Origin of the sequence: Actinoplanes derwentensis (genome assembly GCF_900104725.1) — a bacterium.
In the GTDB taxonomy this organism is placed as follows: Bacteria; Actinomycetota; Actinomycetes; order Mycobacteriales; family Micromonosporaceae; genus Actinoplanes; species Actinoplanes derwentensis.
Genome location: NZ_LT629758.1, coordinates 5689827 through 5714003, shown reverse-complemented (window position 1 = coordinate 5714003; position 24177 = coordinate 5689827). Strand labels below are relative to the sequence as shown.

Here is a 24177-nt window from a genome sequence, read left to right as displayed (position 1 = left end):
ACATGAATCCCGGACTAGCATCCGGCAGGCAGCCGTACCGACCCATGACGACGGGCTAGGTGGTATGTCCGACAACGAGTGGCCAAGGCAGCTTCCCGCGCCGGCGCACGGCGAGTGGAGCGATCCCCCGCCGGTGCGCAGCCGTGTGCTCCTGTCCGCGGCCCTGGTGGTCGTGGTCCTGTTGGTCGCCGGCGGTGTCGCCTGGCAGCTGATGAGCAACGGCACGGCCCAGCCGGTCACCCAGGCCACCGCCGCGCCGGTGCCGTCCGCCAGCCGGCCCACCGTCGCGGCCTGTCCCGAGCCGGAACTGACCGTCGCCGTGGCACCCGAGATCGAGCCGGTGATCCGGGCGGCCGCCGACGGCCTCAAACCGGCCGGTCAGCGCTGTGCGCCGATCGTGGTGCGGGCCGAGGAACCCGGCGTCACCCTGGAGTCGAAGGACCGGCCCGACGTCTGGGTGCCCTCGTCCAGTTCCTGGCTGACGATCGCCGCGCAGCGCAGACTCGTCTACAAGCCGTCCGGTGCGACCCTGGCCTGGTCCCCGATCGTGCTGACCGCGCCCGAGTCGATGGTCGGCCTCTACTCCTCCGACGGCAAGCCCGCCTGGACCGCCCTGTTGCAGGCCGTCACCGAGGGGCGCATCCCGGTCGTCACCATGCCGGACCCGCTGAAGACCACCACCGGGCTGCTCAGCGTGCACGGGGTGCACGCGGCGGCCGCACTGACCACCAAGGACCCGGGCATCGCCCAACTGCGGGCGCTCACTCTGCGCAGCCGTTTGGAGGAGGCCGACGCCGACCCGGTCTCCATTCTCAAACTGCTCGGCACCCAGAACAGCCCCACCGACGCGAGCTACGCCGTCGGCGTCTTCCCGATGGTCGAGCAGCAACTTCTGGCCTATCAGAAGGCGGGGCACGAGGTCGCGCTGGCCGGTGCGCCGCCGGTGGACGGCATGGTCCAGGCCGACTATCCGTACGCCGTACGTAAGGGCGTGAAGACCGGCCTGGTCGAACAGTTGCGTTCGGCGATCAGCCGGCCGGCTCTGGAGCAGGCCGGGTTCCGCACCGAGCCCACCGCCGGCAGCGCCCGCCTGCCCGAGTCCGCCGCCGGACTGCTCGCCCCGGTCAAACAGTGGGTGCAGTACCAGAAACTGTCCTTCCAGGTGCTGCTCCTGATCGACGCGTCCGGCTCGATGAACGAGAAGATCGGCGCCGGTGCGGCTACCAAGGCGTCCCTGCTGCGCGAGTCCGGGGCCAGCGCGGCCGACCTGTTCAACCAGGACACCACGATCGGGATGTGGTACTTCGGCGCCGCCTCGGCGACCAGTCCCGCACACACCGAGGAGGTCCCGTTCGGGCCGATCACCTCGCCCGTCGGGGAACGGCCACGACGTGACCTGCTGGCCGAGAAGATCGGAACATACCGCCCGATCACCAGCGCCGGCACACCGCTCTACCAGAGCGTCCTCGACGGCATCGAGACCATGCGCCAGGACGCGGCACCGGACAAACCGTCAGTGGTCGTGGTCCTCACCGACGGGGCCGACGGCGGGACCAGGTTCACCATGTCCAATCAGGAGTTCCTGCGGAAGATCGCGGCCGGCCGGGACCCGAAACGGCCGATCCCGGTGATCGCGGTCGGTTACGGCCCGGACGCCAACATGACCGCGCTGCAGAGCATGGCCAAGGCGACCGGTGGCCAGGCCATCGCCGCCCGCAACCCGGCCGACCTGGCGTCGGCCATGGCCAAGGCGTTCCTGGCGGCCCGTTCGACGCCCTGAAGCCGTTACGCGGGCCCGATCTGATCGGCGACGATCCGGGCGGACAGGGCCACCATCGGCAGCCCACCGCCCGGATGTACCGAACCGCCGACCAGGTGCAACCCGTCGACCGGACCACGGTTGGCGGGCCGCAGCAGACCGCCGGCGGTGCCGTAGATCGCCCCGCCCGGCGCGCCGGTGGCATCGGCCAGGTCGGCCGGGGTCCGTGTCTCCATGAACTCCAGCCGCCCTCGCAGGTCCACACCCCGATCTTGCAAAACCTCCAAGATCCGATTGGCGTACGCCTGGGCGAGGCCCGGCCGCCGCCAGTCCACAGCGGACCAGCCGGTGCCGTGCCGGGGCGTGTTGACCAGCACGAACCACGCCTCCGACCCGTCCGGCCGCACCGCCGGATCGTCGGCCCGGGTGACGAACACCGCCGGATCGTCCACCGGCCGGGCCCGCCGCCCCGGCACCGGGAAGATCGCGTCGAACTCGGCGTCGTAGTCGCGCGGGAAGAACACCGTGTGATGGGCCAGCTCCGGAGTCCGCCCGCGCACCCCGAGCAGCAGCACGAACCCGGCCAGGCTCCGGTCGGCCAGCCCGGTCAGCCGCCGTGGACTGGGCAGCAGATCCCGGTAGAGGGAGATCGCGTCCACGTTGGAGACCACCACATCGGCGGGTACGAACGCCCCACCGGCCAGGCGCACCCCGCGTACCCGGTGATCCGCCTCGATCGCGGTCACCTCCGAGCCCAGCTCCACCCGTACGCCCGCCTCGTCGCACTTCGCGCGCAGCGCGCCGGACAGGGTGCCCAGCCCACCCGGCAGGTACCAGCCGCCGTGCGCCAGCTCCGCGTAGGGGATCGCGGCCAGCGCCGCCGGGGCACGGCGCGGATCCGTCCCGGTGTACGTCGCGTAGCGGTCCAGCAGCATCCGCAGCCGGGGATCCCGCAGATAGCGGCGGCCCAGCGACCGCAACGACCGGCCCGGCGCGATCGCCGCCAGATCGGCCACCCGCCACGACATCCGGGCCAGCGACGTCGCCGACACCGGCCGTTGCAGCACCGACTCCCACGAAGCCCGCCAGATCCGGGCCGCCCGCCGCCAGAACCGGTCCCAGTCGGCAGCCGCGTCCGGTCCGAGTGCCGTGCTGATCCGCTCCAGGAACACCGCGTGATCCGGCGACGAGTCGAGCACCGTCCCGTCCGGGAAGACGTGCCGCACCACCGGATCCAGCGGCACCGGCCGCAGGCCCAGCCCCAGTTCCTCGAAGACCTTCGGCAGCGTGAGCAGGCTCGGGCCGGTGTCGAAACGGAAACCGTCCCGCTCGTGGACCGCCAGCTTCCCGCCGACGTCCGCCGACCGCTCGTGCACCGTCACCCGATGCCCGGCCTTCGCCAGGCGCAGGGCCGCAGCCAGCCCGCCGACACCGGCTCCGATCACCACGACATTGCTCATACCGAGCGTCCCTTCCAGGTCAGCAGGTTGCGGTGGCGCCGGTGGAACGAGCGGGCCACCAGCCAGGCGAACAGGAGCACCGACAGCGGATGGGTCACGGCGTCCAGGAGGCGCCCGCCGGTGGCCGCCGCGCTGATCAGACGGCCGGTGACACCCAGCAGGTAGGCGGGCAGGGCGATGGCCGGGAACAGCAGCGGGGCGACGTACAACGCAAGCAGAAGGCCCACGACGGACGCCGCGCCGAACGCCGACCCGAAGGACGCCCACAGCGATTTGGCGTAGCCGTCGGACAGGTCGCGCCACGAGTCGTACATCCGGCAGGCCGCCAGGCGGGAACCGTCGGCCAGGGCGATCCGGCCGCCGGACCGCTTCACCGCGCGGGCGAGGCCGATGTCCTCCAGGATGTCGTCGCGGACGGCGGCGTGCCCACCGGCCCGCTGATAGCCGAGCCGGTCCAGGACCAGCCACTGGCCGCCGGCCGCGGCGAGGGAGGGGCGCGGAGAGCGTTCCATGCCGCGCAGCGGCAGGAAGGTGAGCCAGGACCATTGCAGGAGCGGTTGTACGAGCCGGCCGGCTCCGACGATCTTCGGGTACGGGGAGAGCAGGGTGACGTCGGCCGACCGGAGCAGGTTCACGGCGCCCGCGATGGCGTCCGGTTCCAGCACCACGTCGGCGTCGATGAAGACCAGCACGTCCGCGCTGCTCGCGTCGTCGGCCAGCTGGCGGCAGGCGTTCGGTTTGCCCAGCCAGCCGTCGAGGGGCGGGGTGCCGGTGAGCAGCCTTGTCCGGTCACCACCGATCTTTCCCACGATTTCCGCGGTGCCGTCGGTGGAGCCGTCGTCCAGGACGTGGATCGTCAGGTTCGGGACGCCGCGCTGGGCCAGCAGGGCGTGGAGGCACGAGGTGACCCGGTCGGCCTCGTCGCGCAGGGGGAGCAGGACGGCTACTCGTTCGTGCGTCGTTCTATCGCGTTCTGGACGGCGCAGGAGTAGTGCGTTGACCAGAGTATGTGCGGTCAGCAGCAGTAATACGATCAGCATTTTCTTAGCTTGATCAACAAAGGGGCCACTGCCGCGCCCATCAGGACGCCGCCCCAGGCCGCGGAGGCGGGCAGGTCCAGGAAGACGGTGTGGGCCAGGACCGAGGAGGCGTAGGTCCAGATCCACAACGCGTACATCGGGGCGTCGTCGGTCTTCGGTTTCTGTTGCAATTTAAGCGATAAAACGGTCATTATCAGTACGGCGAAGCCGAGCCAGCCCAGGTAGTTGCTGATCGGGATGCCGGGCAGACCGGGCAGTGCCGGCGTCGGAGCCTGCCAGGTCCAATAGCCCTCGGCGACCATCTGCGGATCGAGGAACAGATCCCAGCAGGCCAGGCCGAAGGCGGCCACCACGATCCTCTTCGTGGTGCTCGTCGTGATGCGCAGTGCCGCCAGCCACGCCGGCCAGGCCATCCAGGTCCAGGCCAGCGGGATGATCAGTGGAACACCCAGCAGCTTCGGTCCCAGCTCGCCGGAGTAGTCATAGGTTCCGAACGGGAAACCAGTCGCCACGCCGACCGCCTCCACCAGGAAACCACCGACACCCGCCGTTCCGATCAGCGCGACGACCGCCCGTGCACCCCGGCTGATCAGGGCGTGCGTCACCGACAGCAGCACCCCGATCAGCACGGTCACCACGGTGAGAACAGCCCGTGTCTTGTCTTCGGTCAGGGGATAGCAGATCTGGACCAGGATCAGAGCGCCCAGCAGAACCCAGGGAACCTTGCGCAACGCCCGGATCAGCCGCCCTCAGCCGGCAGCGGGATCTCCCGGCCGAGGATCGCGAACGCCCGTTCGTCCCCCGGGAACAGGAAGTTCCGCAGCACATCGGTGAAACCGAACCGCCGGTACAGTCGCCACGCCCGGGACGCCTGCTCATCGGCCTCCGGCGTGGACAGCAGCACGGTCTTGCCGTCCGCCATCGCCAGCAGGGCCCGCAACTGCTTCGCGCCGATCCCGTGGCCCTGCGCCGCCGGGCGCACATGCAGTTCCACGACCTCGAAACAGTTCGCCAGCCAGAGCCGTCGCGCCGGTTCGTCCACAGCGGATCGCACCTGGTCATGCCACCACTGGCCGGAAGCGGAGGTGTAGCCGTACCCGAAACCGGCCAGATTGCCCTCCGCGGTCAACGTCGCCACCGCACGGAACCCCGGCCGGCGCACATGCGAACCGATGTAGCCCCGGCGGGTCTGCAACAACTCCTTGCGGTAACCCATCGCCTCGCCGTAGACGGCCACCACGTCGTCGAGCCGGCGCAGCAGGTCATCCGGCTGCCAAGCAACGAGCCTCATCAGCCCTACCCTTCTCTCCACCCGAGTACGGTGCGGTCGCCGCTGATCTCGCGCACTGCGAAACGGGCGAAAAGCTCCTCGGCGTACCAATTATCGGTGGGGGTGCGCGCGATCGCCGTGCGATGTCGCGGCTGACGGTACGCGAAAGTGGTCAGATCCGTCGTGCTGCGCCACACGCTGACCGTGCCCTGCCAGCCGATCGGTGCCTCACCCACCCCGAATCCGGCCAGCAGACCCGGCGCCCGCGACAACTCCCGCGCCACGTCCGGGACCGCCCGCCAGAACCGCAGTGCCCGCGACGGCCGCAGTCGCGCCCTGGTCAGCGCCAGCACCATGCCGTCCGTCTTCCTCTTCTTGGCACCAGGCGTTTCATCTGGCACTTCATCAGGTTCGAACGGGTTTCGGCCCGACCATGCGCCCCGGCTCACCAGCGGCTCCAGATCCACCCGAACCTGTGACTCGGCGATCGCCTCCCACACCGGAAACCGTATCGGGCCGTCGCTCACAGTCACCGCGGCCCAGCGTGTCACGTCCGTGTCGCCGGGGCCGAACGTGGTGCCGGTACCGGTGCCCAGAAACTTGCCGAACCGGACCGCCTTCAGATGCCGGCGGGCGAAAGCCATCCGCAGCAGGGCGGAGCCGACAGCACGGCGCGGCACCCGCCAGACGTGCAGGCTGACCTGATCATCGGTCACCGCGTCACGCTACCCTTTCACCGCTTCGGTGCTGGCTTTCCACAATTCTGCGGCCAGCTCCGGATTCCGGGCGTGCGGGGCGGGCCGCACCGGTTCACGGCCCACGTAATAGCCGCCGTTCACCAACTCGTCCCTCGGTGCGGTGGCCAGCCACACCAGCAGCTCACCGGCCTTCTCCGGCGTCACCAGGAACGGTGTGTACCGGTAGAAGAAACGGGTCACCCGGCCGGCCCCGAAATTGGTGCGCACCACACCCGGATGGAACGACACACTCAAGATGTCCGGCCACCGGCGAGCCGCTTCAGCGGCGAAAAGGACATTAGAGGCCTTTCCTGCGCCGTACGCCGTCCAGGAACGGTAATTCGCCGCATCACCCGCCAGATTCGCCGGATCCGGCACGCCCCGCATGTGCGCCCGAGACGCGGTGTTCACCACCCGGGCATCCCGCAACTCGTCCCGCAACAGTGTGGTCAGCAGGAACGGTGCCAAATGGTTGCCCTGCATCGTCGCCTCGAACCCGTCGACGGTCCGGCGGTAGTCGCCGACCATGCCACCGGCGTTGTTCACCAGCACGTCGATCCGGCCGCTGCTTTCCCCGGTCTTCCCGGTCTCCCCGGCCTTCTTGGTCTCCTCGGTCTTCTTGAGTTCGACGGTCTTCTTGAGGGCGGCGGCCAATTCGCGGACCTCGGTCAGACTCTCGAAATCCGTGCGGAAATTGGCCGGTTCAGTGCCGGTGATCGCTCGCACCTCGGCCACCGCGGCGGACAGGCGTCGCTGGTCACGGCCCACCAGGATCACCTCGTCGCCACGGGCCGCGAACTGTTTCGCGGCCGCCAGGCCCACCCCGGAACTACCACCGGTCACCACTATCGTCGCCATCCACGGACGGTACCGCGGGGAATGCGGTTCGGCCGGGTGGGTGGTGCCGGTGCTCCTACTTCCGCCTTTGGCTGATCGCTGGCGCCGCGCGGATGACTTTTCCGGGGCCGGTCCTGCGCTGAGGCCGGTCCCGGTCCGGGGTCGGTCCTGGTCTGGGGTCCGTCCCGGACCGGGGCCGGAAAAATGTCCACACTGGTGGTTCGATCCTCTTTGTGGTGGCCCGTTCAATGGTGGTGTCGATGAATCACCGCATGGCCCCGGCCCCGGGAGATCAGCCACCGATTGACCGGCACGGTCAGGGCAAAAGCCACCGCCAGGGCACCGGCGAGCGACAGCCAGAACAGCGGACCGTCCAGCCCCGCCGCCATCGCACCGGGGACGGCGATCACTACCGCGTTGTCGACGACCTCCATGACCGCGATCGACACGGTGTCCGCTGCCAGGGCCACCTTCAGCGCGTCACGGACACCGAGGCCGGCGCTCAGTAGAGGCCGCATGGTCAGCGCGTATCCGAACACGAACGCCAGCACCACGGCCAGCACCACGGTGGGCCCGGAACTCCAGCCCAGCGCAGTACCGATCACCATGCCGAGGACTTCACCGATCGCACATCCGGTGAGGCAGTGCAGGGTGGCCTGAACCGCCATCCGCCATAACCCGGTCCCGGCCGTCTTCCCGGTCCCGGCCGTCTTCCCGGTCCCGGCCGTCTTTTCCGGCTCGGTCTCTTCTTCTGGCCCGATCTCTTCCCTTGGCTCGGTCCTTTTCGCCGGCCCGGCGTGGCTGTGCTCGGCTGCGTGGCTGTCATGACTCATGGGGCCTCCTTCACGACACCGCTGAATATACCCCCTGGGGGTATTTGCGGGAAGCGGGCGGGGTGTTCGGGCTTCGGGCCGAGTTGTCGATCATCCGTTCGAAAAAGCTGGCGGCGAGGCACGTCGAAGGTTGCGTTCTTGTCGTAGGGGGGTGTTAGTCTCTGCCTAGTTAGAACGGATGTTCGAAAGAGTGTTCGTTCGGCTCCGGGAGCGTGTTTCGCGGCTCGCCTCCCGGGTGCGGCGCCTGCGAAGCGCCGTGCGAGTGGTCCGGGCATTCGCGGGTCCGGGCCCGTTGTGAAGGCAGGCCGTCGCTCGCCACCCCCGACCCCCGGTGGCGGGCGACGGACCCGCCGGCGGTGCCGGCCGGGCGTGGTGTGGGGAAGCTTCGCGCCTGGCCGGTTGACCGCTGGGTGACCCTGAAGGTCACCTGCCGGGGCTCCGGCCGCCCGTTGGAGCCCCGGCTCCGGCTTCTGCCGGGCAACATGCTGCGTCTTCCTCCGCAGCGGATCGGTTCGACCCACACGTCGGATGCGGAACAGGCGAGGAGAAACACGATGGCTAGTACCCCGGCCCCAGGCCTGACAGCACTTCCCGGCCTGACGCACCCCACCCTGGTCCCCAGCCCAGCGCGCCCTGCCACCACGCCTTCCCCGGCCCAGCCACTCAGCTCGCCGGACCCCGCTGCCGTCGCACCGTCTTCGGCCCGGGTGCTCGGTTCGCTCGACCCCGCTGCCGCTGCATCCCGTTCCGGCCAGCCCGTCAGCCTGCCGAGTCCGGTCGTGTCGGCTTCGCATATCGGCCCCGCACCTGTGCCGGGTGGCGGGGCGGAGGCTCCCACGGTTCCGGCTCACATGCTGCCCCACCGCACACCCACCCAGCTGCTGGCCATGGCGCGAGAGGGCTTGGACGAGGCGGTGCACACCACTCCTGACGGTCTGCGCTACGCGACGGCGCACATGGCCGCTTTGCGCGCGGCGGCCGCTCTGCTCGCCGCCCGGGCACGCCCGGCCCCACGCGGACGCCGAACCAGAGCGACAAGTGTGTGGTCACTGCTGGTCATGGTGGCGCCGGAGTTCAGCGAGTGGGCCGGCTACTTCGCTCTGGGCGCCGGCAAACGAGCCGCCGCCGAAGCCGGAATCCCCCACGTGGTCAGCGCCCGAGAGGCCGACGACTTGGTGCGCGCGGCCGAGCAGTTCGTAGCGGTCGCCGAGTCCTCCCTGGGCTTGTCCTACCAGCCCCGCCTAGCCGCATGACCACACGATCCACGCACCCGGCGGCCCACTTTGTCTCGTTCCTCCCAGCGCCCGGTTCCACCTCGTTCCTCTCGGAGCCCCGGTCCACCTCGTTCCTCGCGGCGACCCGATTTATCTCGCTTCTCTCTGCGGCCCGCTTCGTCCCAGCGAGTTTTACCTGGCTGCACTCCCCAGCACGCTGCGGAGTGGCCAGGAGCAGATAGCAGAGACGGAGTGGTCATCCCCGGCCTGCCGAGGAACCCGACTTCCGTAAGAGCCAGTTCTTGAAGAGCCAGTTCTTGAAGAGCCGATTTTCGTAGAGCCGGTTCTCGTAGAAACCTGCTCTCCAACGGCCGGTTTCAGGGGCCACCTCTAACGGGGGTGATCCCCGCGGAGACGAGCACTGCGGGGCGAGCCCTGGGGACAGGCCTTCAGCGTCGGCCTTTCGAGCTTTGCACCCGGTGGCCTCGGTCTATGTCCGGGCGAGTGGTGCCGGGTCGGGTCTTGCGGAGTGGAGATTGCTGTTCGGCGGGTTTTCGGGGAAGCAACAGAGCGGGGCATGACGTGGCAGGGCGCATGAGCAGCGGTGCGGTCGCGCTTGCGGGGATGGTCCGGACGGCTACCGGGACCGGCGAGACGGACGTGGACCGCATGCTGCCGGTGGCTGACGAACTGGCTTGGTTGTTGCCGGGACGCGGACTGCGCCGGGGCAGCACCGTCTCTGTCGCGCCCGGACGGAACCTTTCTGCTGGAACTGCTTCCACTGGTCTTGCTTCTGCTGGGGCTGCCTTTACCGACGCTGCTTCTGGTGGCACCGCTTTTGGCGATGCTGCTTCTGGTGGCGTTGCCTCTGCCTATCGGGAAGCTTCGACGAGACGGGAGACCTCGGCTGGTGGGTGGAGGCCGGCGGAGGGGGATGTCCTGGTCCGTGGAGGAAAGCCAGTGGGACCGGGGATTTCGGCAGGTGGGGGGACCTCGTTGATGTTGGGGCTTATCGCTGCGGCCTCGCGGAACGGGGCCTGGTGTGCGGTGGTGGGTGTGCCGGCTCTGGGGGCGCTGGCTGCGGCTGAGAGTGGCGTCGTGTTGGAGCGGCTTGCTCTTGTGCCGGAACCGGGGCCGGACTGGGCCATTGTTGTCGCTGCGTTGATCGACGGGGTGGATCTGGTGGTTGTGGCTGTTCCGGGGCCGGTTTCGGCGTCGATCGTCAGCCGGCTGGCGGCTCGGGCGCGGCAGCGGGGGAGTGTGCTGGTGCCGTTCGGTGACTGGGTGGGGGCGGACATCAGCCTCCAGGTCGGGTCTGGGCATTGGGAAGGGCTCGGTTCCGGGCGGGGGCGGCTGCGGCGGCGGGAGGTCACCGTTCTGGCTCGTGGGCGGGGTTCGGCTGCTCGGCCCCGCGAGATCACCATGTGGATGCCGGGCACCACGATCCGGCACGATCCCATTCCGCCAGCCCCACCGCGATCCGAAGATCCCGCACCTCGCCGCCGGTCGCGTTCCACTGAGGAACCGCGGGCGATACCACGTCCGGCGGAGAAGACCTCGGCATCCGTTCCTCCTACCGCTTTCTTTGGTCTGGCGGAGAACGATCCCGCAGCGGGTCGCGTAGTGGTCTCCCCTGGCCCGGCTGAGGAGAGCCCGCCAGTCGGTTTCGCTGTCGTCTGTCCGGAGTCGGCGGGAAAGGCTCACGCCGCTGTTCTGTCAGGGCTGACGTCGAGGAGGCCGGTGGCTGGTCTTGCCGTCTTTTCTCCAGGGCTTGTGGGGGAGAAGCCGTCGGGCCTTGCGAGGGCTGGCTTTTCAGGACTGTTGCGGGTCTGGGGAGAGGTGTTCTCCAGGTATGCCGGAGTGGGAGCTGCGGCCTTTGGTCGTTCTGCCGGGGAAGTGTTCTCTGCCTGGGGTTTTGTGAGGGCTTCGGGATCCTTCGGGGCTGGTGGGGGCGTGTCGGGGGCGGTGGTGTAGTGGAGGCCGGGGTTCGTACTCTGCTGGTCTGGTGCCCTGATTGGCCTGTGGTCGCGGCTGAGATCGCGGGAGAGGCGGGAAGTCCGGAGGCTCCGGCGGGCGGCTGGGGGGCGCCGGGCGGATCGAGAGGGCTGGGGACGTCTCGCCGGCAAGGCGTCGGGGCCGATCCGCGTGGTGAGGTGGGGTTCGCATCGCGGCCCGGCTCACCACTCGGGGCGTCTCCGGCGGGCCTGGGGGCGGTGGCGGTGATGTCGGGGAATCGGGTTTTCGCCTGTTCGGAGGCGGCTCGGCGGGAAGGGGTTCGGCGAGGGCTGCGGCGGCGGGAAGCTCAAGGGCGCTGTCCGCAGCTCGTGGTCGTCGAGCATGATCCGGGGCGGGATGCGCGGGCCTTCGAACCGGTGGTGGCCGCTGTTGAAGAAGTCGTCGCCGGAGTGGAAGTGCTGCGGCCCGGGGTCTGCGCGGTGGCGGCTCGGGGGCCGTCCCGGTATTTCGGTGGGGAGGAAGCCGCCGCTGAGCGGATCATCGAGCAGATCGCGGTCGCCTGTGCGGTGGAGAGCCAGATCGGGATCGCTGACGGAATGTTCGCGGCGGGGATCGCGGCCCGGACCGGGCGTGTCGTGGAAGCGGGCGGCAGTCGGGACTTCCTGTCCGGCGTACCGATCGAAAGCCTTGAACAACCACAACTCACCGACCTCCTGAAGCGGCTCGGGATCAAGAATCTCGGGGATTTCGCGGCTCTGCCGCCGGGGGATGTGCTGAGCCGGTTCGGGTTCGACGGGGCGCTGGCTCACCGGCTGGCCTCGGGGGCTGATCACCGGCCGCTCGCGGTGCGGCGGCCGCCTCCGGATCTCGCGGTGGAGGAGACCTACGACGAGGTGCTCGAGCGGGTCGACGTGGCGGCGTTCGCGGGGAAGGTCCTGGCTGAGCGGTTGCACGAGCGACTTGCGGCGTACGGGCTGGCCTGCACCCGTCTCGGCATCGAAGCGGTGACGGCTGACGGGCGGGAACTGTTCCGGGTGTGGCGGCATGACGGGCTGCTGACGTCGGCGGCCATCGCTGAGCGGGTTCGGTGGCAGTTGGACGGCTGGCTCACCGGGGCGCGGCGGGGGCAGGTGGCGGGGCCCACCGCGGGACTGGTTCGGTTGCGGCTCGTTCCGGACGGGGTGCTCGCTCATGTCGGGCTGCAACCGGGGCTGTGGGGTGAAGCGGGAGACGAGCGGGACCGGGCGCATCGGGCGTTCAGCCGGGTGCAGGGGCTGCTCGGGCCGGAGTCGGTGCTGACGCCGGTGATCGGTGGTGGCCGGTCGGGGGACGACCAGGTGCGGCTGGTGCCCTGGGGTGATGAGCGGGTGCCGCGGCGCCCGGCCGCGGAACACACGGATCCGATTCCCGGGGTCGAGACGGTTCCGGTTCTCGGCCGGGCGAACCGTCCGCCGTTGCGTCTGGAGTGGACGGCGAGGATCGAGCCGGGTGAAGGACTTCCGGCGGAGGAGGCATCACGGGAGAACGGCGCGGGGAAGAGTGCGTTGCGGCTGGTCAGGGATGAGATGAGCCGGGGTGGGCCGCCCGCTCAGCGGATGGAGATGAGACCGGAGGAGAACCGGGCCGCCGGGGCGGGGGCCGGGATTGACGGGTTCACCATGATCGAGGTCGGGCGGAAGCGGCGGGCCGGTGGGCGCACGGCCCGGCCGCCCGAGTCGCCGCCGTGGCCGGGGCGGCTTCCGAAACCGTCGCCGGCGATCGTGTTGCCGCATCCGCTGCCGGCGGCGGTTCATGACGAGGACGGGCAGCCGGTGATGGTCAGTGCCCGGCTGGAGTTGTCCGGCACACCGGTGATGCTGCGGATCGACCGGCGGGCACCGGTCGCGATCACCGGGTGGGCGGGGCCGTGGCCGGTGGATGAGCGCTGGTGGGCGGCGTCCGAGGCGCGCCGCCGGGCCCGGTTCCAGATGGTGGTGGAGGACGGCAGGGCCCTGTTGCTGTCGCTGGCCGGCGGCCGGTGGATGGTCGAGGCCGTTTATGACTGAGCGATTCATGCCGGCTCAGCGTTCGCCGTGCCACCGAATGACTGAGCGATCCCGGGCAGGCCAGGGCTGTGAAGGGTGCGGTGAGTAGCGGTGGGCTTCAGCAACCCGGACATTCCGTGGCGGCAGTTGGAGGCGGCACTGTCCGGGACGGCGGTGGTGGATCCGCTGGCGGTGGAGGGGGACGGTGGGGATTCGCCGGCCTGGACACGGAAACGGGAACCCTACCGGGCTCCGGCCCTGGTCCGGGCCGAGAGCCGGGTGGACTACGCGGAGCTGCACTGTCACACCAACTTCAGTTTCCTGGACGGCGCCAGCCACCCGGAGGAACTGGCCGAGGAAGCGGCCCGGCTGGGGCTGACAGGGCTGGCGGTCACCGACCATGACGGCTTCTACGGGGTGGTCCGGTTCTCGCAGGCAGCCCGTGAGCTGAGTCTTCCCACGATCTTCGGTGCCGAATTGTCGGTGGGGCTGACCCGGCCGCGCAGTGGCGAGCCGGATCCTTCAGGGCCGCATCTGCTGGCGCTGGCGCACGGGCACGAGGGGTACGCCCGGCTGGCCCGGGTGATCTCCGAGGCCCAGTTGCGGGGCGGGGAGAAGGGTCGTCCCGACTACGGCGGTGTGGAGCAGGTGGCGGAACTGTTGCGGGATCACGTCCTGGTGCTGACCGGCTGCCGCAAGGGCACTGTTCCGCTGGCGCTGACGACGGAGGGCCCGGAGCGGGCGGCGTACGAACTGGACCGTCTGGTGTCGAACTTCGGCCGCCCGAACGTGGTCGTGGAGTTGACCGATCACGGTGACCCGTACGACGGCGATCGTAATGACGCTCTTTTCGCCCTGGCCCGGAGCCGTGGTCTGGAGGTGGTGGCGACGAACAACGTGCATTACGCGACCCCGTCGCGGCGGCGCCTGGCGACGGCCCTGTCGGCGGTGCGGGCCCGGCGGAGTCTGGATGAGATGGACGGCTGGCTGCCCGCTGCCGGGACCGCCCATCTGCGCAGTGGTGCGGAGATGGCGCGCCGGTTCGCCGACTATCCGGGCGCGGTGGCGAACGCCGCCATGTACGGCCGTGACCTGGCTTTCAGCCTGGATCTGGTGGCCCCCAGGCTGCCCGACCATCCGGTGCCGCCGGGGCACACCGAGATGAGCTGGCTGCGGAAGCTGACCATGGACGGCGCGCGTGCACGGTACGGCGAGAACCCGAGGGCCTACGAGCAGATCGAGTACGAGTTACGCATGATCGACGAGCTTGGTTTCCCCGGTTATTTCCTGGTCGTGTACGACATCGTCCAGTTCTGCCGGGACAATCGCATCTATTGCCAGGGGCGTGGTTCGGCCGCCAATTCAGCCGTCTGTTTCGCGCTTTTCATCACCAATGTCGACGCGGTGAAACATCGGCTGCTGTTCGAACGATTCCTCACTCCGGAACGCGACGGCCCGCCGGACATCGACGTCGACATCGAGTCGGACCGGCGGGAGGAGGTCATTCAGTACGTCTACCGCAAGTACGGCCGGGAGCACACCGCCCAGGTCGCCAACGTGATCTCCTACCGGCCCCGGTCGGCGGTCCGGGACATGGCGCGGGCGTTCGGGTTCTCCCCGGGCCAACAGGACGCCTGGAGCAAGCAGATCGACCGATGGGGGGACGTCGCCTCCGCCGACAGTGACATTCCGGACCACGTGGCGGCGTTCGCCACCGAGGTCCAGGACTTTCCCCGGCACCTGGGCATCCACTCCGGCGGCATGGTCATCTGCGACCGGCCGATCATCGAGGTCTGCCCGGTCGAGTGGGGCCGGATGCCGGGCCGCACCGTGCTCCAGTGGGACAAGGACGACTGCGCCGCCGTCGACCTGGTCAAGTTCGACCTGCTCGGGCTGGGGATGCTGTCGGCGCTGCACTACGCCTACGACCTGATCGACGACGAGCTGGACATCGGGACGATGCCGCTGGACGACCCCGAGGTCTACGAGATGCTGTGCCGGGCCGACTCGGTCGGGGTCTTCCAGGTGGAGAGCCGCGCCCAGATGGCCACGTTGCCCCGGCTCAAACCCCGGGAGTTCTACGACCTGGTGATCGAGGTGGCACTGATTCGCCCGGGGCCGATCCAGGGCGGCTCGGTCCACCCGTACATCCGCCGTAAGAACGGTTTGGAGAAACCTGACGTGCCGCATCCCCTGATGGCGAACGCGCTGGCCAAGACCCTCGGGGTGCCGCTCTTCCAGGAGCAGTTGATGCAGTTGGCGATCGACGTCGCCGGTTTCGACCCGGCCGGGGCCGACGAGTTGCGCCGCGCCATGGGCTCGAAGCGGTCGATGGCGAAGATGGAGATGATCAGAAACAGACTGTACGAGGGGATGGCTGCCAACGGGATCACCGGAGCGCTCGCCGACGAACTCTTCGTCAAGCTCTCCGCGTTCGCCAGTTACGGCTTCCCGGAGAGCCACTCGATGAGCTTCGCCTACCTGGTGTACGCGAGTGCCTGGCTGAAGCGTTACCACCCGGCGGCCTTCTGCGCGGCCCTGCTCAACGCCCAGCCGATGGGGTTCTACTCGCCGCAGACGCTGGTCGACGACGCGCGCCGGCACGGTGTCGAGGTGCGGCGGCCGGACATCAACCTCAGTGACGCGGCGGCGACTCTGGAGACGACGCCGCAGAGCCGGCACCGGGCCGCGGTGGGGGAGCCGCCGCAGGTGTGGGGGCTGGGTGGGCCGGTGGTGCGGCAGGGGCTGTCCCGGATCCGGACGATCGGGGCCGAGCTTGCCGAGAAGATCGAGCAGGAGCGGCGTACCCATGGTCCTTATCAGTCGATGACGGATCTCGCGCGGCGTACCGGCTGCTCCACCGGCCATCTGGAGGCCCTGGCCACCGCGGACGCCTTCGCGAGTTTCGGGTTGTCCCGCCGGGAAGCGCTCTGGGCTGCCGGGGCGGCGTCGCAGGACCGGCCGGACCGGCTGCCGGGGACGGTGACCGGCACCGAGGCGCCCACGCTGCCCGGCATGAGTGACGTGGACGTGCTGGTCGCGGACGTGTGGGCGACCGGGTTGTCGCCGGAGACGCATCCGGCCCGGTTCCTGCGGGCCGAACTGGACCGGGCCGGGGCGCTGCCGATCGGGCGGCTGGCCGAGGTGGAGTCCGGCACCCGGATCCGGGTCGGCGGGATCGTCACGCACCGGCAGCGGCCGGCGACCGCGGGCGGGGTGACGTTCGTGAACCTGGAGGACGAGACCGGGATGCTCAACGTGACCTGCTCGCCGGGGTTGTGGCAGCGCTACCGGAAGGTGGCCCGGACCAGCACGGCCCTGTTGGTGCGGGGCCGTCTGGAGAAGGTGGGGACAGTGCTCAACCTGGTGGCGGACCGGTTGGACGCGGTCTCTCCCCCGGTAGTGTCCACATCACGAGATTTCCGATAAATCGGTTATAGGGTGCAGCATGCTCCGAATGATGACCGTCCTCGCCACGGTGCTCGCCGTACTCAGCGGCACGGCGGGCCCGGCGGCCGCGGCCGACTCCCGCCTCACCTTCACCTATGCGGACAAGAAGGTGCGGCTCACCTGCGGGCCCACCGGCGGCGGCCATCCGCGAGCGGACGAGGCCTGCGCCGTGTTGCGCCGGATCGGCGGCGACCCGGCCCGGCTTGAAGGCGGGGATTCGCTCTGCGTCCTGCTCTACCAGCCGGTCACCGCACGCCTGCACGGCACGTGGCGGGGCCGTCCGGTGAAATGGCAGCGCACGTACGGCAACAGTTGCGAGATGAGCCGGGCTACCGGGGTGCTGTTCCAGTTCTGACTCCCGACTCCAGTTCCGACCCCGCGCCGGCAGTTCGGACTCGTCGCTGGCAGTTCCGACCCTTCGCTGGCAGTTCTGACCCCTCGCCGGCGGGGATGCCGATCCCGGTATGTGGTTGGCGCGGCGGTTAGGCTGCTGGCGTGGAAACTTCTGCGCGCACCGGCCGCCCGCACGTCACGGCCCGCACTGCCGCCGTCTGGGCCGTGCTCCGGCGTGAACTGCAGCGGCAGGACGGCCGCGAGCTGACCGTGTTCGATGTCGGCGGCGGGACCGGTGGATTCGCCGTGCCACTCGCCGAAGCCGGCCACCGGGTCACCGTGATCGATGCCAGTCCCGACGCGCTCGCCGCCCTCACCCGCCGCGCCGCCGACGCCGGAGTCGCCGATCGGGTCCGGGCCGTGCAGGGTGACGGCGACGCACTCGCCTCCCTCGTCGAGCCGGCCAGCGCCGACCTCATCCTCTGCCACTCGGTCCTCGAGGTCGTCGACGATCCGTCCGGTGTGGTCTCCGCCGTCGCCGCGGCGCTCCGTCCCGGCGGCGCGGTCAGCGTGCTGGTCGCGAGCCGGGCCGCGGCGATCCTCGGCCGGGCCGTCAACGGGCATCTGCGGGCGGCGGCCGCGCTGGTCACCGATCCGGCGGGCCGGGCCGGGCCGCGCGACACCCTGCTCCGGCGTTACGACGCGGCCGGGGCGGCCGAGCTGCTCACCGGCGCCGGGCTCCAGGTCGAGGAGACCCATGGCGTACGAGTGATCGCCGACCTGTTGCCCGCCACGGTCCTGGAGGAGGACTCGCAAGCGGTTCTGGAGTTGGAGATCGCACTCAGTGCCCGGGAACCGTTCCGGGACATCGCCTCCCAGCTGCACCTGTTCGCCCGCCGGTCATGACCGGGCCCGCCGTCCCGCCGGGGTCGTCTCCTGGTTCCTCCGCCGCGATACCCGCGGACGGTTCTGCCTCGACGACGCCCGCGGACGGTTCTGCCCTGACGACATCTGCGGACGGTTCTGCCTCGACGACGCCCGCAGGCGGTTCTGCCTCCGCGATGCCCGCGGGCGGGTTTGCTTTCACGGTGCCTCCGGATGGTCTTGCGGATGAGGCGTTCCGGGTCGTCACTCCGGCCTATGGGAGTGGCAGTCTCGCCGAGCTGATGCCGAGCGTGTGCGCGGTACTCGGGGTGCCCGGGGCGGTGGACTCGCTCGGGCTCGGTGGCCGTCTCGACGGGGTGGACCGGATCGGTGTGCTGCTCGTGGACGGTATGGGGGCGTACAACCTGCCGTTGATGAAACCGCTCGCACCGGTCCTCGGCGACCTCGGCGGCGGTACCCTGACCACCGGTTTTCCCTCCACCACCCCGGTCAGCCTGGTCACCGTCGGCACCGGTGTGCCGCCCAGCGCGCACGGGGTTCTCGGCTTCACCGTGCGGCGGCCGGACGGGCGGGTGCTCAACCACGTCGCCTGGGCCGACGACCCGGACCCGCGCCAGTGGCAGCCGGTGCCCACCACTCTGGAACTCGCGGCGGCCGCCGGGGTGCCGGTCACCGTGGTCAGTCGAGGGCTCTACCAGGGCACCGGGCTCAGTGTGGCGGCCAACCGGGGTGGGCGTTACCACGTCGCCGACGACGGGACGGCCGTCGCCTACGGGATGCTGGCGGCCCTGCGTTCCGGCCCCGGGCTGGTCTACGGCTACCACCCCGACCTGGACAAGGCCGGCCACGAGGACGGGATCGGTTCCCCGGCCTGGGCGGACGCGGCCCGAGGCGTCGACCGGATCCTGGACCGTATCGTCCACGACCTGCCGTCCGGTGCGGCTCTGCTGGTGATCGCCGACCACGGGCAGTTCAACGCGCTCGCGGACGGGCGGTACGACGTGACCGCGTTCGGCCCCGGGATCGTGGGGGTGGCCGGCGAACCGCGCGTGCGCTACCTGTGGACCGCCGACGGAGCCCGGGACGACGTGATGGCCGCCTGCCGCGCGGTGCTCGGCGACGACGCCTGGGTGCTGACGCGAGACGAGGCGATCACCGAGGGCTGGTACGGCCCGACGGCTCCCGCCGAGGCCTGGTCCGGGCCTGCTCTTGGCGAGCGGGCCGGGTCGGAGTCGTCCGCTTTCAGGGAGCGGGCCGGGGCTGCGTCGCCTGCCGCTGGGTGGGGGCAGGGGTGGATGCTGCCGGAGCATGCCGCGCGTATCGGCGACGTGGTGATCATCTGCCGGAACCGGGTGATCGTCGCGGCGTCCGGCTGGGAACCGGAGCGGGCCGGGCAGTTGATCGCCTACCACGGGTCGGTCACCGCGGCCGAGATGACCGTGCCGCTGCTGATCGTCCGGTAAGGTGGATTTGCGTCAGTCGATTTGCCGTCCTCCGGTGCCGACTTTCCGGATCATGTGTTGAGGCAGGTCACCGGCGGTGATCAGGGCCACATGCTGCCGTGACGGACCTGTTGTGCGGCCGGATGATCGGTCTTTTGGGACGAACCGATCTTACGGGCACGGAAAATCACCCGCACTCGGTGGTCGTCCCGCTTTCCGACCCGCCGACCCGATCGTAGACTTGCGTGTTAAGGCAGCCGACGGTTGTCTCGCATCACCACACCTGTACCACCCCGACCCCGCTGCGGGGCCGGACATGCGCCCGGGGAGGAATGCCGTGCCGCTCTCGGAGCACGAGCAGCGGCTGTTCGATCAGATCGAGCGGTCGCTTGCCGAGGACCCCAAGTTCGCCTCGGCTGTGCGGGCCAACGACCCGCGTTTCCACGCACGGCGCCGGCTCCTCATCGCCGCGTTCGTGATCGTCCTTGGTCTGGCCGTGGTCGTCTACGGGACCGTCAGTCAGAACCCGCCGCTCGGCGTGGCCGGATTCGTCGTGATGCTCGGCTCGGCAGCGTTCGCGATGCAGTCGCGGCGCCGGGTCCAGACCCCCGACCTCAAATCGGTCGGTGGCACCGCATCGCGGCGCACCCGCTCAAGCCGCAAGAGCGGCGGCTTCCTCGAACGCCTCGAGGACCGGTGGCGCCAGCGCCCGGAAGGACATCGCTGACCCAGGCCGAGCCGGTCCAATGACCGGCTCCCGACGAACGGCGGCCGTAACCCGGCCGCCGTCGTCGTTCCCACCCCACACCGCGGTCGTCGTTCCCACCGCGGCAAGTCAAAGCCCGTTCCGAACCGCAACCCTCCACGCCGACCGAGGGCCTGCCCTGTGTGGTGACTTGGGGCGCGGTTTCGACCGTAACCTTCCACGCCCAACGGTGACCTGCCCTGCGTGGTGACCTGGGGTGCGTTCCGAACCGCAACCCTCCACGCCCAACGGTGACCTGCCCTGCGTGGTGACCTGGGGTTCGGATTGCGCCGCAACTTTCCACGCATGGCTGTGGCGCGGCAAGCGTGGTGACTTGGGGTGCGTGACTTCCATGCGACGGTGGCGCGGCTGGGTGTGGCTATTGGGAACGTGCCGGGGGACGTGACTGCGGCGCCGGCCTCTGGATGAGGACGGCGCCGCGATGGTGGTGATGGGTCAGCGGGCTCTGTTCAGGAAACGGCGGGGACTGAAGCGGGTCGCCGACTCGGTCAGGCGGGTCAGGCGTTCCGCTGCCCGGGTGGCCCATTCGCCGACGCCCAGACGCCAGGCGAGCAGGACCGACGGCGGGAGCAGCGTGGCCTGCAGCCGGGCCTTGGCGGGAGCCGTCGCGGACATCCCGGCCCGCACCTGGGACAGGGCCGAAGTCAGCTCGGCGCCCTGGAGGGGCTGCCTCGCGTACCGGGCCCGTTCCTCGGCGTTGCCCAGAAGTTCCGCCGCCTCGGCCGGCTCACCGGTCAGGGCGGAGTCACGGATCAGGCGCTGGGCGGTGATCCGCGGGGTCTCCGTCGGGTCGACCGGCACCCGGAAGTCGATCATCGAGTCGATGAGTTCGTCCCAGGCGGCGTGTGCGTCCTCCCGAGCCTGGCCCACGGCGCCGGTGACGGTGATGTCGGCGTCGGGGGCCCCGCTGACCGACAGGACAGCGGGTGCGGCAGGTTCCGTGGCGGCGTGCCTCCGGCGGCGCACCAGAACCCGGCGCAGGGCCGGGACCAGCAGCAACGCCAGGAGCAGGGTGAGCCCGGCGACGATCCACAGGGCGGTCCAGTTGGTCTGCGCGGCGACCGGGCCGGTCGCGCCGTTCACATCGCCGCCCCGGTCGGCAGGGCCGGCGCCATTGGCGGCGCCGGGGTCACCCGACGCGTCGGGTGCGACGGAACTGCCGTCGGTCCCCACGGTCGGGGCCGCGGTGGTCTGGTCCACGTCGGGGGCCCAGGCGGACCGGGCGTTGCCGTAGACCCCGGTGGCCGGGGTGGCGTCGAACGGCACCCAGCCGAAGCCCTCGAACCAGACCTCGGTCCAGGCGTGCGCGTTGCGGTTGCTGATCGTGTAGACACCCTGACCGGTGGGGGTGCCCCGGGTGAAGCCGAACGCCACCCGGGCCGGGATGCCGGCGGCGCGGACCATCCAGGCCATCGCCGCCGCGTACTGCTGGCAGTAGCCGACCTTGTTGGTCAGGAAGGCGGCGATCTCCGAGGCGTCTCCGGTGCTGCCGGTGGTCAGGCTGTACCGGAAGCCGTTCTTGGTCGAGAACGAGTCGTAGATCGCGCGGACCTTGTCGTAGTTCGTGGTCTCGCCCTTGATCAGCCGGGCCACCTCGGACTCGACCTTGGCGTCCGGCGGGGTGGCGGTGTAGGCCACCTGCGGGCTGTCCGCCGCGATCGGCTCGGCCCGCCGCAACTGCCCGGGTGTGTAGCGGGCCCGCTGGTAGGTGACGTCGTACTGCTGGGCCCGGGTGGTGGCCCGGCCGGAGAACAGGACCAGCTGGTTCTGGTCGTACGCCCACGCGCCGTTGAGGTTCTCGACCTCGGTGGCGTACGCGTACAGCGGTGCCATGTTCTGCTGGAGGTTCTCGGAGACCGCGACCCGTGCCCGGTACTCGGTGAACGCCGCCGACGGGGCCGCACCCCGGCCGGGATCGGGCAGCCCTTGGGAGAGCGAGTCACCCCTCGGTGACGTGTTGCCGAAGCCGTTCTCGGTCAGCACGTCGGCGACCCCGAACCGCAGGTAGAACGGTTCCGGCTCGTTGGTCTGCACGGTGAGCAGCGGCACCGTCGTGGGCTGGCTGAGCTGGCCGCTGAGTGAGGCGAACAGGTTGATCCGCCCGCCACCGCTGCCGTTCTGGCCGGATCCGGCGCCGGGGCCGCTCTGGGTCAGCTGGGTGAGCAGGCCACCGCTCACCGTCGGCACGGCCAGCGGCAGGGTCACCGCCGCCAGCACGCCGACCACGCCGATGCGCCGCCCGGCGGCGGCCAGTGGCGACGGCTCCCAGACGTTGACGTCACGCCCGTCACCGGTGAACCGGCGGCCGAAGCGGCGCACCCGGTCGACGTTGTCGGCGACGAGCAGCCACATGAAGCCGGCCGCCCCGACGACGAACGGCAGGGAGGGAACGCTGTCCAGGTAGACGGCGACCGGGATGGAGTAGATGGCGAGCATCGGCAGACCGGCCAGAGCCGGGCGGCGGAACACCGCGGTGAGCAGGTCCACCAGGATGGCGACCGCACCGATGCCGAGGGACGCCATGAAGAGCAGGCCGTCGCGGTCGGGGACCGGCACCCCGTACGTCCGGGTCTCCTCGCCGGCCTGCTGGATCAGGTCGGCGAAGTGCGCGAACGTCTTCGGCTGCGGGATGATCATCTCGCCACCGGCCGGGAAGATCCAGGTCAGGGCGAGGACCAGGGCGATCACCATGCTGAGCGCCTGGGCCCAGGTGGGGAACCGGAAGGTCCGGGTGGCGACCGCCGCGCCCTCGATCAGCATCACGACCAGCAGACACTGGAGCATCCAGGTCCACGACTCGAAGATCGCCGTCAGCGGTGCGGCGGCGAGCAGGGTGGCGGCCGCGGCCACCAGCCCGAGACGGCGTCGGCCGGTCATCGGATCACCCCGCCGACGGTCTCCGCCATCGCCGCGCGGTACGCGAAGCCCTGCGAACCCCGGGCCACGCTCGGCCACAGTGCCGGAAGGGTGTCGCCGTGTGTCACCGGCACCGATTTCCAGCCGCTGCGCACCAGCGCCATCGACGCCTCCGCGTGCTCCCGGTCGGCTTCCGGCGCGTTGCCGGACGACGGCACCCAGGTGGAGCTGTCGATGGTGAAGCCGATGCAGGTCGCACCGTTGCCCCGCAGTTGGCCGAGCAGCTCCGACTCGGCGACCGTCAGGGCGCCGAACAGGCCGATCACCAGCCCGCCGTCACTGCGCCGCCGGACATGCTCGACCAGGGACGACAGGTCGCCGTTCGGTTCCGCCTTCACATCGGCCAGGGTGTCCAGGATCAGGCCCTCCCCGCCGGACTCGGCGGCGTCGATGTCGATGCCCGAGCCGGTCACCAGCCGCAGCTTGTAACCACTCTCGCGCAGGTGGACCGCGATGCTGGCGGCCGCCGAGACGGCCCACTCGAAGCTCGCCGTCGGGCCCTCGCCACGGTGCGCGTAACCCCGGGTGTCCAGGACCACGGTGGCCCGGCTCTCCCAGGGTTGCTCCTCGCGGCGGACCATCAGCTCACCGGTGCGGGCGGTGGACCGCCAGTGCACCCGGCGCAGGTCGTCGCCGCGCCGGTACTCCCGGGTGGCCGCGTCGTCCTCGCCGTGCACCGCGACCGAGCGGGCCCGGCTCTCGCCGGTGCCGGCGTACTCCCCGGCCAGCCGGACCCGGGGAAGCGGCGTGACCTGTGGGATCACGGTGAGCTTGTCGATGCTCGGGAACGACCGGGTCAGCTCGCACAGCCCGAACGGGTCGGTGAGCCGGACCATCAGCGGGCCGATCGAGTAGCGGCCCCGGATGTCGGCCCGCACCGTGTACGCCACCGAGCTGGCCTGGTGCGCGCCCAGCCGCTCCAGCACCACCCGGGGACGGCTGCCCAGTGCGTACGGCAGCCGGTCCTCCAGGAGCATCGTGCCGGTCGGCAACCGGGACAGGTTCTGCAGCCGCAGGACGACCCGCGCGCTCGACCCGACCGGGGCCCGGGCCGGTTCCAGCGTCCGGGTGCAGGCCAGCTTGTAGCGGCTCCGGCCGACATACCAGGCGGCGAGCAGCGGCAACACGGCCAGCAGCACCGCGACCCGGAGCAGGTCACGCTCGCCGAGGATGAGGGCGGAGACCGCCGCGGCGAGTGCCGCGGCGAGGAACGAGCGGCCGCGCGTGGTGAGTCCCCGCAGCGCCTCCCGCATGC

At 70.4% G+C, this 24177-nt stretch carries 17 protein-coding genes and 1 pseudogene; 9 read left to right on the top strand and 9 right to left on the bottom strand.

What is annotated here, in order from left to right:
- The first annotated feature begins 133 nt into the window (after nucleotides 1-133).
- Nucleotides 134-1780: a substrate-binding domain-containing protein gene (locus BLU81_RS25115; RefSeq protein WP_231953499.1), complete on the top strand. Its 1647-nt coding sequence runs from the start codon at nucleotides 134-136 to the stop codon at nucleotides 1778-1780.
- Nucleotides 1781-1785: 5 nt separating this feature from the next.
- Here the strand turns inward: BLU81_RS25115 and BLU81_RS25110 are convergent, their stop codons facing one another.
- The 7 genes from BLU81_RS25110 to BLU81_RS25080 form a co-directional block, all read right to left on the bottom strand.
- Nucleotides 1786-3219, bottom strand: a complete 1434-nt coding sequence (locus BLU81_RS25110) for a phytoene desaturase family protein (protein ID WP_092546915.1) — start codon at nucleotides 3217-3219, stop codon at nucleotides 1786-1788.
- Nucleotides 3216-4259: a glycosyltransferase gene (locus BLU81_RS25105; RefSeq protein ID WP_092546914.1), complete on the bottom strand. Its 1044-nt coding sequence runs from the start codon at nucleotides 4257-4259 to the stop codon at nucleotides 3216-3218. The genes BLU81_RS25110 and BLU81_RS25105 overlap by 4 nt, the downstream gene beginning before the upstream one ends.
- A complete protein-coding gene (locus tag BLU81_RS25100) occupies nucleotides 4253-5002 on the bottom strand; it encodes a carotenoid biosynthesis protein (protein WP_373873303.1) in 750 nt (249 codons plus the stop codon). Before BLU81_RS25100 ends, BLU81_RS25105 begins: the two co-directional genes overlap by 7 nt.
- Complete coding sequence (locus tag BLU81_RS25095) at nucleotides 4999-5550, bottom strand: GNAT family N-acetyltransferase (RefSeq protein ID WP_092546912.1); 552 nt, start codon at nucleotides 5548-5550, stop codon at nucleotides 4999-5001. Before BLU81_RS25095 ends, BLU81_RS25100 begins: the two co-directional genes overlap by 4 nt.
- A gap of 5 nt (nucleotides 5551-5555) precedes the next feature.
- Entirely contained in the window at nucleotides 5556-6245 is a 690-nt protein-coding gene (locus BLU81_RS25090; protein WP_092546911.1) for a monooxygenase, read from the bottom strand.
- A gap of 9 nt (nucleotides 6246-6254) precedes the next feature.
- Nucleotides 6255-7124, bottom strand: a complete 870-nt coding sequence (locus BLU81_RS25085) for an SDR family NAD(P)-dependent oxidoreductase (protein WP_172890617.1) — start codon at nucleotides 7122-7124, stop codon at nucleotides 6255-6257.
- Nucleotides 7125-7348: 224 nt separating this feature from the next.
- Nucleotides 7349-7936 (bottom strand): DUF4396 domain-containing protein, encoded by a 588-nt coding sequence (locus BLU81_RS25080; RefSeq protein WP_092546910.1) that lies wholly within the window; start codon nucleotides 7934-7936, stop codon nucleotides 7349-7351.
- Between the two features lie 851 nt (nucleotides 7937-8787).
- On the opposite strand from BLU81_RS25080, the gene BLU81_RS25075 reads away from it, so the two are divergent.
- From BLU81_RS25075 to BLU81_RS25040, 8 genes and pseudogenes are all read left to right on the top strand, one after another.
- A complete protein-coding gene (locus BLU81_RS25075) occupies nucleotides 8788-9189 on the top strand; it encodes an SAV_6107 family HEPN domain-containing protein (RefSeq protein WP_373873299.1) in 402 nt (133 codons plus the stop codon).
- Between the two features lie 945 nt (nucleotides 9190-10134).
- A pseudogene (locus BLU81_RS25070) lies at nucleotides 10135-10588 on the top strand (hypothetical protein); the annotation flags it as partial.
- Between the two features lie 535 nt (nucleotides 10589-11123).
- Nucleotides 11124-13151: a DNA polymerase Y family protein gene (locus BLU81_RS25065; protein WP_373873298.1), complete on the top strand. Its 2028-nt coding sequence runs from the start codon at nucleotides 11124-11126 to the stop codon at nucleotides 13149-13151.
- A gap of 90 nt (nucleotides 13152-13241) precedes the next feature.
- Nucleotides 13242-16559 carry an error-prone DNA polymerase gene (locus BLU81_RS25060; protein ID WP_092546908.1) on the top strand — a complete coding sequence of 1106 codons (3318 nt, stop codon included), beginning with the start codon at nucleotides 13242-13244 and terminating at the stop codon, nucleotides 16557-16559.
- 19 nt (nucleotides 16560-16578) lie between these two features.
- Nucleotides 16579-16935, top strand: coding sequence for an SSI family serine proteinase inhibitor (locus BLU81_RS25055; RefSeq protein WP_231953498.1), 357 nt, complete (start codon nucleotides 16579-16581; stop codon nucleotides 16933-16935).
- Nucleotides 16936-17075: 140 nt separating this feature from the next.
- A complete protein-coding gene (locus BLU81_RS25050; RefSeq protein ID WP_092546906.1) occupies nucleotides 17076-17819 on the top strand; it encodes a methyltransferase in 744 nt (247 codons plus the stop codon).
- Between the two features lie 182 nt (nucleotides 17820-18001).
- Nucleotides 18002-19261, top strand: a complete 1260-nt coding sequence (locus BLU81_RS25045) for an alkaline phosphatase family protein (protein WP_231953497.1) — start codon at nucleotides 18002-18004, stop codon at nucleotides 19259-19261.
- Nucleotides 19262-19577: 316 nt separating this feature from the next.
- Nucleotides 19578-19967, top strand: a complete 390-nt coding sequence (locus BLU81_RS25040) for a DUF3040 domain-containing protein (protein ID WP_092546904.1) — start codon at nucleotides 19578-19580, stop codon at nucleotides 19965-19967.
- 474 nt (nucleotides 19968-20441) lie between these two features.
- Here the strand turns inward: BLU81_RS25040 and BLU81_RS25035 are convergent, their stop codons facing one another.
- Together BLU81_RS25035 and BLU81_RS25030 are read right to left on the bottom strand one after the other, a co-directional pair.
- A complete protein-coding gene (locus tag BLU81_RS25035; RefSeq protein WP_092546903.1) occupies nucleotides 20442-22883 on the bottom strand; it encodes a transglutaminase TgpA family protein in 2442 nt (813 codons plus the stop codon).
- Nucleotides 22880-24175, bottom strand: coding sequence for a DUF58 domain-containing protein (locus BLU81_RS25030; protein WP_092546902.1), 1296 nt, complete (start codon nucleotides 24173-24175; stop codon nucleotides 22880-22882). Before BLU81_RS25030 ends, BLU81_RS25035 begins: the two co-directional genes overlap by 4 nt.
- Nucleotides 24176-24177: the final 2 nt, after the last annotated feature.

Excerpts from the sequence above, each read along its gene's own strand:
- BLU81_RS25105 (WP_092546914.1), bottom strand. The coding sequence starts at position 4,259 with ATGCTGATCGTATTACTGCTGCTGACCGCACATACTCTGGTCAACGCA.
- BLU81_RS25085 (WP_172890617.1), bottom strand. The coding sequence starts at position 7,124 with ATGGCGACGATAGTGGTGACCGGTGGTAGTTCCGGGGTGGGCCTGGCG.
- BLU81_RS25035 (WP_092546903.1), bottom strand. The coding sequence starts at position 22,883 with ATGACCGGCCGACGCCGTCTCGGGCTGGTGGCCGCGGCCGCCACCCTG.
- BLU81_RS25075 (WP_373873299.1), top strand. The coding sequence starts at position 8,788 with ATGCTGCCCCACCGCACACCCACCCAGCTGCTGGCCATGGCGCGAGAG.
- BLU81_RS25095 (WP_092546912.1), bottom strand. The coding sequence starts at position 5,550 with ATGAGGCTCGTTGCTTGGCAGCCGGATGACCTGCTGCGCCGGCTCGAC.
- BLU81_RS25080 (WP_092546910.1), bottom strand. The coding sequence starts at position 7,936 with ATGAGTCATGACAGCCACGCAGCCGAGCACAGCCACGCCGGGCCGGCG.
- BLU81_RS25110 (WP_092546915.1), bottom strand. The coding sequence starts at position 3,219 with ATGAGCAATGTCGTGGTGATCGGAGCCGGTGTCGGCGGGCTGGCTGCG.
- BLU81_RS25030 (WP_092546902.1), bottom strand. The coding sequence starts at position 24,175 with ATGCGGGAGGCGCTGCGGGGACTCACCACGCGCGGCCGCTCGTTCCTC.
- BLU81_RS25055 (WP_231953498.1), top strand. The coding sequence starts at position 16,579 with ATGCTCCGAATGATGACCGTCCTCGCCACGGTGCTCGCCGTACTCAGC.